The 8,973-nt window shown below is 67.4% G+C and carries 13 protein-coding genes; 11 read left to right on the top strand and 2 right to left on the bottom strand.

All coding sequences use genetic code 11. From position 1 onward, the window contains the following. Positions 1-60: 60 nt before the first annotated feature. From EPL03_RS19615 to EPL03_RS19590, 6 genes are all read left to right on the top strand, one after another. Positions 61-267, top strand: coding sequence for a hypothetical protein (locus EPL03_RS19615; protein ID WP_135830775.1), 207 nt, complete (start codon positions 61-63; stop codon positions 265-267). Beyond that, a complete protein-coding gene (locus tag EPL03_RS19610; protein ID WP_135830774.1) occupies positions 264-785 on the top strand; it encodes a hypothetical protein in 522 nt (173 codons plus the stop codon). Before EPL03_RS19615 ends, EPL03_RS19610 begins: the two co-directional genes overlap by 4 nt. Further along, on the top strand, positions 782-1,024 hold the full coding sequence (locus EPL03_RS19605) for a hypothetical protein (protein ID WP_135830773.1): 243 nt from the start codon (positions 782-784) through the stop codon (positions 1,022-1,024). The genes EPL03_RS19610 and EPL03_RS19605 overlap by 4 nt, the downstream gene beginning before the upstream one ends. Next, the gene (locus EPL03_RS19600) at positions 1,014-1,238 is read left to right on the top strand and encodes a hypothetical protein (protein ID WP_135830772.1); all 225 of its coding nucleotides are present in this window, start codon (positions 1,014-1,016) and stop codon (positions 1,236-1,238) included. Before EPL03_RS19605 ends, EPL03_RS19600 begins: the two co-directional genes overlap by 11 nt. Before the next feature lie 100 nt (positions 1,239-1,338). Beyond that, the gene (locus EPL03_RS19595; protein WP_168216312.1) at positions 1,339-3,954 is read left to right on the top strand and encodes a phage tail tape measure protein; all 2,616 of its coding nucleotides are present in this window, start codon (positions 1,339-1,341) and stop codon (positions 3,952-3,954) included. Beyond that, the gene (locus tag EPL03_RS19590) at positions 3,951-4,385 is read left to right on the top strand and encodes a hypothetical protein (RefSeq protein WP_135830770.1); all 435 of its coding nucleotides are present in this window, start codon (positions 3,951-3,953) and stop codon (positions 4,383-4,385) included. Before EPL03_RS19595 ends, EPL03_RS19590 begins: the two co-directional genes overlap by 4 nt. A gap of 3 nt (positions 4,386-4,388) precedes the next feature. On the opposite strand, the gene EPL03_RS20240 is transcribed toward EPL03_RS19590, so the two are convergent. After that, entirely contained in the window at positions 4,389-4,565 is a 177-nt protein-coding gene (locus EPL03_RS20240) for a hypothetical protein (protein ID WP_168216311.1), read from the bottom strand. Positions 4,566-4,685: 120 nt separating this feature from the next. On the opposite strand from EPL03_RS20240, the gene EPL03_RS19585 reads away from it, so the two are divergent. Both EPL03_RS19585 and EPL03_RS19580 read left to right on the top strand, forming a co-directional pair. Then, positions 4,686-4,997, top strand: coding sequence for an antitoxin VapB family protein (locus EPL03_RS19585; protein WP_135830769.1), 312 nt, complete (start codon positions 4,686-4,688; stop codon positions 4,995-4,997). Next, positions 4,990-5,742 (top strand): hypothetical protein, encoded by a 753-nt coding sequence (locus EPL03_RS19580; RefSeq protein ID WP_135830768.1) that lies wholly within the window; start codon positions 4,990-4,992, stop codon positions 5,740-5,742. Before EPL03_RS19585 ends, EPL03_RS19580 begins: the two co-directional genes overlap by 8 nt. Positions 5,743-6,134: 392 nt before the next feature. Here the strand turns inward: EPL03_RS19580 and EPL03_RS19575 are convergent, their stop codons facing one another. Further along, positions 6,135-7,310 carry a tyrosine-type recombinase/integrase gene (locus tag EPL03_RS19575; RefSeq protein WP_244605314.1) on the bottom strand — a complete coding sequence of 392 codons (1,176 nt, stop codon included), beginning with the start codon at positions 7,308-7,310 and terminating at the stop codon, positions 6,135-6,137. Positions 7,311-7,788: 478 nt separating this feature from the next. Between EPL03_RS19575 and EPL03_RS19570 the strand changes: the two genes are divergently transcribed. From EPL03_RS19570 to EPL03_RS19560, 3 genes are read left to right on the top strand one after another with little or no spacing between them, the layout of a single operon-like run. Then, the gene (locus tag EPL03_RS19570) at positions 7,789-8,091 is read left to right on the top strand and encodes an AbrB/MazE/SpoVT family DNA-binding domain-containing protein (protein WP_135830767.1); all 303 of its coding nucleotides are present in this window, start codon (positions 7,789-7,791) and stop codon (positions 8,089-8,091) included. Further along, positions 8,091-8,510 (top strand): PIN domain-containing protein, encoded by a 420-nt coding sequence (locus EPL03_RS19565; RefSeq protein WP_135830766.1) that lies wholly within the window; start codon positions 8,091-8,093, stop codon positions 8,508-8,510. Before EPL03_RS19570 ends, EPL03_RS19565 begins: the two co-directional genes overlap by 1 nt. Further along, positions 8,511-8,924, top strand: a complete 414-nt coding sequence (locus EPL03_RS19560; protein ID WP_135830765.1) for a hypothetical protein — start codon at positions 8,511-8,513, stop codon at positions 8,922-8,924. It begins immediately after the preceding gene. Positions 8,925-8,973: the final 49 nt, after the last annotated feature.

Here is an 8,973-nt window from a genome sequence, read left to right as displayed (position 1 = left end):
GGAGGAGCTGACTGAACGCATCGAGGAACTCGAAGAGCTACAGGAGGACTTAGACGAAAGATGACACGAAAATCGAAGCGCGAGCTGGAACGCCAACTCGCAGAACTGGAGGAATCGACGACCCGCGAACCGCACCCGGTCGTGGCCACCTGGCGCGACCAGGGCGCAGAGATCCCCGCGAAGTACGACGGCGACCTGCCCGGGGCGATCATGCACAACCTGCGAGCGTACCACGACGACGTCCACGGAGGAGGGGTTGCCAGATGAGCGAGACGCTCGACCTCGCTCCCGACCCCGAGCAGGCCGTCGAGCAGCTGGCGGTCGAGGCCTCCGGCGGGCCCGACCTCGCCGACGACCTGCTCATCCCCGAGCGGATCTACACCGAGCCGATGCGCGAGTTCGTGTACCAGGTGGTGCGCGACCTCGTCGAACTGAAGCGCGAGACCGACCTGACGCAGGGCCCGCTCCCGCTCCCCGACGGGCCGTTCTTCGCGGCGCTCCGCGACGAGTACGGCCTCGGGCCCGGGAGTGACTTGCGGGTGATCGCGCAGTTGGGTCACGCCGTCGCCGACCGGCGCATCTCGCGGATCGACCACTTCATCGCCACCGTGTTCATCTTCCCGTTCTCCTTCCGGCATTCGGCCCGCCAGGAGGAGTTCGCCGAGCACCTGTGCGCTGGCCGTGAGGACCTGGCGGCGCGGCTGATGATCCAGACGACGTACGACCTCTTCGAGATGCCCGAGGAAGACTTCGAGCAGTCGCTGCGTCGGGGGATCTCGGCATGATCCGGCGCTCGAAGCGGGAGCTGGAACGCGCCCTCGACGACCTGGAGCCCGATCACGCCGACGAGGACTCCGGGCTGGACGTCGTCATTCGCCACACCGCTGTTGATGCCGACGGCGACCCGGTGGGAGTGGCTCGTGAAGTCCGGGCAGGCCCCGGTGCCGACGGAACGTGGTCGAGCGAGACGCGCACGTTCGATGTTCCGAACGACCGCCTGGAGGCTGGTCACGATGACGCGTAAGTCGAAGCGGGAGATCGAGCGACTCCTGGACGACCTGGAGACGGAGGAGCCGCCCGAGGAGCCCGAGGCCGAGTGGATGCGCTACGTTCCAGAGCACCTCTGGAGCGAGCCCGCGGAGGCCTGGCGGGCGTACATCCAGCGAGCGGAAGACGACGTCGACGCCGATCCCGACGGCGGCGAACCCACTCACAACGGGGTGAGCGTCGATGTTTAAAGGGAACGTTCGGAACATCGCCACGGTCCTGACAGCTAATGATCGGGCCACCCCCAAACTGCGGAGCGCTGAGGCTGCGGGTGATGACGCTGCAGACTCGATGGGGAAGTTGGAGAAGCGCGTCGGCATGATGCGCTCGGGGTTCATGGCGGCGGGGGCCGCGACCGCGGCGTTCGGTGGATCCATCGCGCTGCTCGTGAGCCAGTTCGGTCAACTGGACCGCGAGTTCCAGACGATCCAGACGACGTCGAACGCGACCACCGAGCAGATGGAGGAGATGCGGGACTCCGTGAAGCGCGTCGGCGTCGAGCTCCCGGTCACGATGGCTCAGGGCGCGCAGGCGATGAAGGCCCTCTCGTTCGCCGGCCTCGACGCTTCGGAGTCGATGAACGCCCTGGCGGCGACGTCGGAACTCGCCGTCGCCTCGGGGATGAGCGCCTCGCAGTCGGCGAAGACCGTCGCGCAGTCGCTGAACGCCTTCAACATGGAGGCCGATCAGGCCAACGCCATCGTGGGGGCGATGGGTGCGACCTTCTCCTCAAGTGCGACGAACATCCGGTCGCTCTCACAAGCGCTGACCGAGGTCCAGGCGACCGCGAGTTCCGCGGGGATCTCGGCTGCCGAGACCGTGGCTGCCGTCGGGACACTGGCCGACTCCGGCCTCGAAGCCTCGAAGGCCGGGACGTCGCTGAACGCCGTTCTCTCCCGCCTGACCGGGAACAGTAGTGAAACCCAAAAGGCGCTGGAGAAACTCGGGCTCTCGACTCAGGCGTTCACCGACTCGTCGGGCGATCTGAAGAGCATGACGAGCATCCTGGGCACCCTCTCGTCCGAGATGGACGACGTCGGGTCGCAGGCTGAGCGAATTGCTCTCGCTCAGCAGCTCGTCGGGCGCGAGGGTGCGCGGGCACTGCTGCCGCTGATGGAGGACACGGACAAGTTGCAGCAGAAGCTTGAGGACAACCTCCGCGCCGAGATCCAGGGGGCCATCGGTGACCTCGCAGAGATGAACGAGCAGGAACTCTCGGGGGTGTCGCAGGCGCTCGGGATGGACGTCTCGGGCCAGACCGGGACGAAGGAGCTGATCACGAACCTCCGCGAGCTCTCGAAGCAGGGTGAGTCCACCGCCGAGATCGCGTCCCGCCTTCAGGTCGGTCTGGGGCTCACTGATCAGGCCGCGCAGGCACTCGCCAGCGACATCGCGGACACGAACCAGCCGGTCGAGAACATCGCGGAGGGGATCGGCGGTGTGACGACCGCTGCGGAGCTGGCCGAGAAGCAGACGCAGACGCTCTCGGGTCAGATCCAGCAGCTCCGCTCGACGCTTCAGGTCCTCGGGTACGAGATCTTCCAGGGCACGAAGCCCGCGGTCACTGCGTTCGTCGGTGCACTCCGGACGGTCGCTGATCCGATCTCCGAGAACGAGACGCTCGCTCGTGGTCTCGGTGTTGGGCTGGTCGCACTCACGGGCGCAGCGGCGGCCGCGACCATCGCCTTCGGCGCGATGTACACGGAGGCGAAACTGGCGGCCCTCGCGGAGGCTGGCCTGATCGCCAACACCACGACCGGGACGGCAGTGATGTGGGCGCACAGCGCCGCAGTCACCGCCGCCAGCAAGGCGCAGTGGTTGATGACCGCCTCGACCGGGCAACTCATCGCGGCGACGACGGCGAAGACGACCGCCCTCTGGGCGTCGGTCAGCGCGCTCGGCGCGAGCGCCGCGGCCAGTCTCTCAGGGGCGGGCGCGATGGGGGTCTTCTCGGGCGCGGTCGGCGTCGCAACCGCGGCCGTCGGCGCGCTCTGGACGGCGCTCGGTCCCATCGGACTGCTGGCCGTCGGCCTCACCGCGATTATCCTGGGCCTCGCTGGCGTGATGAAGACCGACCTGTTCGGTGCGGGAGACAAAGCCGCCGCAGCGCTGGGCTGGCTCGGTGACGCTGCCGGGACAGTGATGGCGATCTTCGGCCAGCTACTCGGCATCGGCTACGAGCTCGCCCGGATCCTCGGTACCGCGCTCGTGAAGGGGATTACCGGCGCAGTGACCGCGCTGACGAACCCCGATCTCTGGGTGAATGCCGGTCGATCCATCGTCGATCTGATCACTCAGGGGCTCGCCGCGCTCGGACCTGCGAAGTACGCCATCCCGATTCTCGGGCCGCTGCTGCTGGCGAAGGACATTCTGACCGACCGGCGGCGCTGGCTCGATGCCGGTCAGAGCCTCGTCGAGACCATCGTTTCGGGGATCAAAGACAAGGCCTCCGCGCCGGTGGACGCAGTGAAGGACATCGCTGGGAAGGTCCGGAACGTCCTGCCGTTCAGCGACGCGAAGGAGGGCCCGCTCTCGACGCTCACGGACTCCGGAGCCGCGTTGGTCCGGACGCTGGCGAAGGGCGCGCAGAGCGAAGAGAGCTTCCTCGTGGGCACGCTGACCGGGCTGCTGGAGGAGACACCTCTTCAGAACGGCGTCGGACTGGCCCCGGACGCCGTCCCCGGGCAGGGTGGACGTCCTCGATCTGCTGGTGCGGCCTCGGGTAGTGGCGCAGGCTCGACGATAGAGGTCACCGTGAATCAGGAGAACCACTTCGAGGGCGGGCGGAGTGAGGAACGCACCCGGGAGATCCGACAGGTGACGGAGAGCGCAGCTCGGGAAGCGCTGAGTGAACTCGAACTCATCTTAAAACAGTCAGTTCACACTACTCCACAGGGTAGCCAATGAATCGAAGACAACAGGCGGTCGTGACGGCCATCGAGAAGATCATTGAAGCGCGGGGCCCGGCGGTCCTGGAGACGGAGTTCACTGACGGTGAGCTCTCGATGGATCTTCAGCTGGCGTCGCCCAACGAAGACCAGTTGCTGGAAGACCTCACCACGGTCGCGGCGTCGTACTACGGTGGACTCCGAACCCACGGCTGGGACGGCGGGATCGACCGGCTCGTGGCCCAACTCGCCCCACCGGATTCGCCGGAAGAGCACCAGGGCGAGCGTGTTCAGGTGACGATCCAAACGGAATGGGCCCGGGCCCTCGACGAGGACGAGATCTCGATGGAGGAGTACCTCCACCGAATCCGCTCGACGACGGAACTGGTCGATCCCGACGGCGAGGTACACGACGTCGAGGACGTCTTCCAGGACGGCGACGGCGAGTAGCGGTTACTTCTGAGCGAGGGCGGCCACGAGGTCGCCCGGATCCGTGATGACGCCCGGGAGTCGCGCCCCGGTGCAGAGCACTGTGCGGTATCGACGGATGAACACCTCTCGCTTTCCGAGGACGCGAATGGGGGCGGGCCGGACGAGGCCCAGCACCCCACTGGAGTTCTTCGGATCCATGTTCTGGTGGTGTCCACGGGCCGCGGCCGACTCGTGCCAGGTCGGCCCGGTCGTGGTCCCGCCTCCCGCGATGTTCTCGGAGAGCGATAGGTCAGCGATCAACGAAACCAGACTACACACATGGCAGAACGTAGAATTCCAGTCGAGAAGGACCTGAAAGAACAGCTGAAAGACATCAAAGCGCCGGGAGAGTCGTACACCGACGTGATCGAGCGGCTCGCCGACCAGGCGGGCGTCGCGCTCGACGACGGTGTGGAAGTGGACGCCGAGGCCGAGCAGATGGCCGAGGAGGTCATGACCGCGGCGGACACGCTCGCGGCCGACGGGCCGAGCAGCGAGTACCTCCGTGAGACGTACGACGTCGATCCCGCGGACTACGACGACGTCGAGCAGCTCCGCCAGGCAGTCCGGGAGGCTCCGACCGATGAGTAAAGCCGCTCGCAGGGAAGGGACCGACCCGGAGAACGTCCTCGATCTCGTTCGAGAGGTCTACGACGAGCTCCCGGCAGGCGCATCGGACCTGATCGCCTTCCGCGAGATGTGGTACTACCTCCAGGATCAGGGCTCCGCCGGCGGTGAGGACGTGAAGGAAGTCGGCTGGACAGCTGCTCAGGATGGTCTCCAGACGGTGTACGGTACGCGAGGCGACTGGTGGCAGCAGACGGCCGATCCGCTCTTTCGGCAGCTCCCCGGCGTGATCCCGCCGTCGGAGGCCCCTGCTTCGACGCGACTGCTCCACCGGCTCCCCGGTGTCGGTCCTGGCCGGAGCTCAGGCGGCACCTGGCGCTACGACGAGTCCGGCCGCGACTGGCCGGACGCGCCGTCGGAGACGGCCAGCCTCTCGGACGACGTCCTCGACGAGCTGCTCAACACGGCCGACGTCCCGGGGTCAAACGCCCAACAGACGGGACGGAGTCGGATCCCGCTCGGAAAGATGTACCGCCATCTCGAAGAGCACGGCAGCGCCAGTCCGGACGAGCTGAAGAGCTACTACCGCGACGATCACGTCCACAACGCTCCGGAGCAGGGGCTGTTCCCGGATGCGAACGCGTGGTTCCGGGACGTGGGCCGTCCGGTACTGAGCGAGCTGCCGGGAGTCGCCCCGCCGCGCACCATCGGCGACGAGTGGCGGTTCATCGGCGTCTCCGAGAAGACCGTCGAGCACCTCTCCGAGTGAGGCGGTACGCGGCCGCTGACGTCGAGCGCAGGTGATCGACGCAGGGGAAGCCGCCCTCACGGGCGTTTTCGTACCACACCCGCATCACTTTTCGTACTTCAGCCGAGGCTTCCCCGCGAGATCCCCGCCGACGTCGGCCGGCGCGCTGCTCGGGCGCTCCCGAGACTTAACCAACAGTTACATCTCTACCCCGTCGAACGTTGGTTAAGTCATCCCGCCCCCGCCGACGACACCCGTCGGTGGCGGCTTCGGTCCGACGAGCAGGTCCTGAACACCCATCCGGGACAGCGTAGTCACCCATCCGGGTGAGTCAGAACAGGAACGGCTCACTGGCCCCGCTCTTAACCAACACTCGGCTAGCCTCGCCTTCGAATGTTGGTTAAGACGGCAGGTCACCGGCGTTCGGCCTCATCGTCGCCGGCGGTTCCGCTCCCCCACGCGTCGCTGAGGACGTTCTCGACGGCGTCAGCGGTTTCGGAGGCGTCGATGTGGGAGTAGGCGTCGTGGGTCGTCCGGATCGACTCGTGGCGGAGGGCGGACTGCGCGAGCTCGGCCGACTCCCGGTAGAGGAGATCGCCGAGACCGCGCCGCGCCCCGTGGGGCTTCAGGTACTCGCCGCCGACGTCGATCTCCGCCTGCTCGCAGAGGCGCTTCATCAGCGACCGCGCCCCGCGGACCGTGATCGCCGGCGGGACGACGTCGTGCTCGCGGAGGACTGTGTCGACGGAGTCCTCGTCGAGGAGCTCTTCAATCGCGTGCTCGCTCCAGTCGCGTTGCCCCAACTGCTCGCGGACCGCGCTGTACAGCGAGGGGGCGTGTGCGGTCGGGAACACCGGCCAGTCGTCCGAGGCGGGCTCCTGGACGTCGTGGTGCCGGCGGAGGTGCTCGCGCGCCTGGTCGGGCAGCTGCGCGTGCTCCCACTTCTGGTTCTTCCCGAGGACGAGCATCGCCCCGCCGTCGAGATCGACGCGGTCCCACCGCAGGCCCTGGCGGCCAGCGCGGTGGTCGTCGGCGTCGCGGAAGACCTCCGCGCCGCGCACGCCGGTCGAGGCGAGCAGCGAGACGAGCGCCCGGTCGCGGATCGGGACGGCGGCCGCCTCGATCCCGCCCTCGGAGAGTGCGTCATCGACGCGCTCGGTGGTGTGCACGAGCAGGGCCCGGACGTCGTCGGGACTCCAGAACTGCCGGTCGGGTTCCGCGGTGTCCTCGGGGAGCTCCTTCGTCGCTCGCGCAGCGGCGGCCGGGTTCTCGACGAGGAGCCCGTCTTCGACCGCCCAACTGAGGCACGCCCGGACGGTCGCGTAGTAGGTGTTCGCCGTCGAGGCCGCGAGGTCGCCGTCACGGACGGCGCTGCGGAGATCCTGCGCGTAGGCGCGCATCACGCCGTCGTCGAGGCCGGCCAGTCGGTCGATTCCCCGGGGTTCGAGCCACGAGGTCCACCGTTCGAGCGCCGCCGCAGCGAGCCCGCGGTAGTTGCCGCCGCCCTGTCCCTTCGCCTTCGCCTCCAGGTACCGCCCGACGACGTCGCTGATCGCGGCGTCTGGAGGCGGGTCCGGTGTCGTGGTCACGTTTCGTGCTCACCCGACGGCGACGTTGTCTCCGTATCCACTTCTCTTTACCGCTCTAAAGGGAAGTGGCCCCACACGCCGCGTTTCGAGTGAAAACCGCCAGACGGCGGCTACTTCTCGCCCTTATAAACTGCACACCGCTATACGAATCTCGTTCGCCGCCTCTGGCTCGCCGCCGGGTTAAGATTAAGGTTAACCTTAAAATCGCGTCTCGGGGAGGTCACGACGCCTCCGCGCGAATTTAACCAACACCAGCGGGAAGAGTACCGTCGAATGTTGGTTAAGCAGAGGGGCGGCCCGCCGAGTTCCTGACGTCGAGAAGCGGAGTTCCCGGCGTCGGGACGTGAGGTCCCTGCTCCCGGCGGTAGGCCCTCGCCGGGAGCGGATGACCTTACCAAACATCTGACGGGGTGAAAGGGTCCGACCGTTTGGTAAGGTGGGAAAGCCTTACCTATGAACGCGCCCAAGACTATGAACGATGAGTAAAACAGAACAGCCGGATGACTCTGAAAAGGAGATCGTTGCCGTCACGAAGCACGGGCAGGCGACCATCCCGAAGCGGTTCCGCGAGAAGCTTGGGATCGAGGCCCCCGGGAAGGTGCTGTTCCGGGAGACCGAGGACGGCGAGGTGATCGTCGAACAGGTCCGCTCGCCGAGCGAGATGCGCGGTTTCGCCGCCCGCAGCGAGGCCTCCACCGACAGGCCCGCGTCCGACATCCTCCGCGAGAAGCGCGAGCAGGACCGCGAGGAGCGTGAGGCGCAGTTCTCGACGGGGAAGTAATGGCGGTCCCTGACCGCGTCGTCTTCGACGCCGAGCCGCTGATCGCGCACGCCGATGATGAACCCGGGAGCGACGTCGTGGAGAGGTACCTCGACGCGGTCGCGGTCGAGGACGCGGCCGGCTACACCAGCTGCGTGAACCTCGCGGAGATCCGGTACACCATCGCTCGGAAGTACGACCGGGACACCGCCGACGAGTATCTCGACTGGCTCACCGACCTCGGCATCGAGACCGTGGACGTCGGCGACGCCTGGAGGGAGGCCTCCGAGTACGTCCTCCAGTACAACCCGGCGCTCGGCGATTCGTTCGCGCTGGCGACCGCCGAGGACGTCGAGGCGACGCTCCTGGTCGGCGGCGACGACGACTACGACGAGATCTCCGATGTCCCGATAGAACGGTTCCGGGAGGGGTCCGCGTAGATGAGCGAGAACGTCGATCCCGAGGCTCCGCGCCCCGACGGGCACTACCACATCGCTCGGGACGCCGACTGGCACTACGTGAACGACGACCTCGCGGAGACGATCTCCCTCGGGCCCGCGACGGACGGGGAGCCCGGGGACGATTGGGTGCTCTCGTTCACCCCGGAAGCCGCGGATCCGGACGACCGCGAGCGCGTCTGCGTCCGACTGACGCCGTGGGCGCTCCACGAGCTGTACATCGAGACGAAGGACCTCTCGCCGGACGCCCGCCAGGCCGGTCACAGCGCGGAGTGCGGGCTCTGCGGGGAGCAGGTCCCGCTCGACCAGGCGTGGCCCGACAACCGGAAGGAGCCGTGTCACCCGGAGTGCTACTCCGACGCCTTCGGCGCGCCGCCGTGGTACGACGGCCGCTGATCGAGACGTCGTTTCGGGCCGGTATCGCCCGGCCACATCCACCATCAAC

The sequence above is a fragment of the Halorussus halobius genome (genome assembly GCF_004765805.1).
Lineage (GTDB): Archaea > Halobacteriota > Halobacteria > Halobacteriales > Haladaptataceae > Halorussus > Halorussus halobius.
Note: the sequence above shows the minus strand (reverse complement) of the source record. Positions and strands in the feature narration are given on the sequence as shown.

What these genes read in the sequence shown, in the direction of transcription:
- EPL03_RS19570 (WP_135830767.1), top strand. Translation starts at nt 7,789, where the DNA reads ATGAGTAAAACAGAACAGCCGGATGACTCTGAAAAGGAGATCGTTGCC.
- EPL03_RS19595 (WP_168216312.1), top strand. Translation starts at nt 1,339, where the DNA reads ATGGGGAAGTTGGAGAAGCGCGTCGGCATGATGCGCTCGGGGTTCATG.
- EPL03_RS19590 (WP_135830770.1), top strand. Translation starts at nt 3,951, where the DNA reads ATGAATCGAAGACAACAGGCGGTCGTGACGGCCATCGAGAAGATCATT.
- EPL03_RS19600 (WP_135830772.1), top strand. Translation starts at nt 1,014, where the DNA reads ATGACGCGTAAGTCGAAGCGGGAGATCGAGCGACTCCTGGACGACCTG.
- EPL03_RS19605 (WP_135830773.1), top strand. Translation starts at nt 782, where the DNA reads ATGATCCGGCGCTCGAAGCGGGAGCTGGAACGCGCCCTCGACGACCTG.
- EPL03_RS19560 (WP_135830765.1), top strand. Translation starts at nt 8,511, where the DNA reads ATGAGCGAGAACGTCGATCCCGAGGCTCCGCGCCCCGACGGGCACTAC.
- EPL03_RS19610 (WP_135830774.1), top strand. Translation starts at nt 264, where the DNA reads ATGAGCGAGACGCTCGACCTCGCTCCCGACCCCGAGCAGGCCGTCGAG.
- EPL03_RS19580 (WP_135830768.1), top strand. Translation starts at nt 4,990, where the DNA reads ATGAGTAAAGCCGCTCGCAGGGAAGGGACCGACCCGGAGAACGTCCTC.
- EPL03_RS19565 (WP_135830766.1), top strand. Translation starts at nt 8,091, where the DNA reads ATGGCGGTCCCTGACCGCGTCGTCTTCGACGCCGAGCCGCTGATCGCG.
- EPL03_RS19615 (WP_135830775.1), top strand. Translation starts at nt 61, where the DNA reads ATGACACGAAAATCGAAGCGCGAGCTGGAACGCCAACTCGCAGAACTG.
- EPL03_RS19585 (WP_135830769.1), top strand. Translation starts at nt 4,686, where the DNA reads ATGGCAGAACGTAGAATTCCAGTCGAGAAGGACCTGAAAGAACAGCTG.
- EPL03_RS20240 (WP_168216311.1), bottom strand. Translation starts at nt 4,565, where the DNA reads ATGGATCCGAAGAACTCCAGTGGGGTGCTGGGCCTCGTCCGGCCCGCC.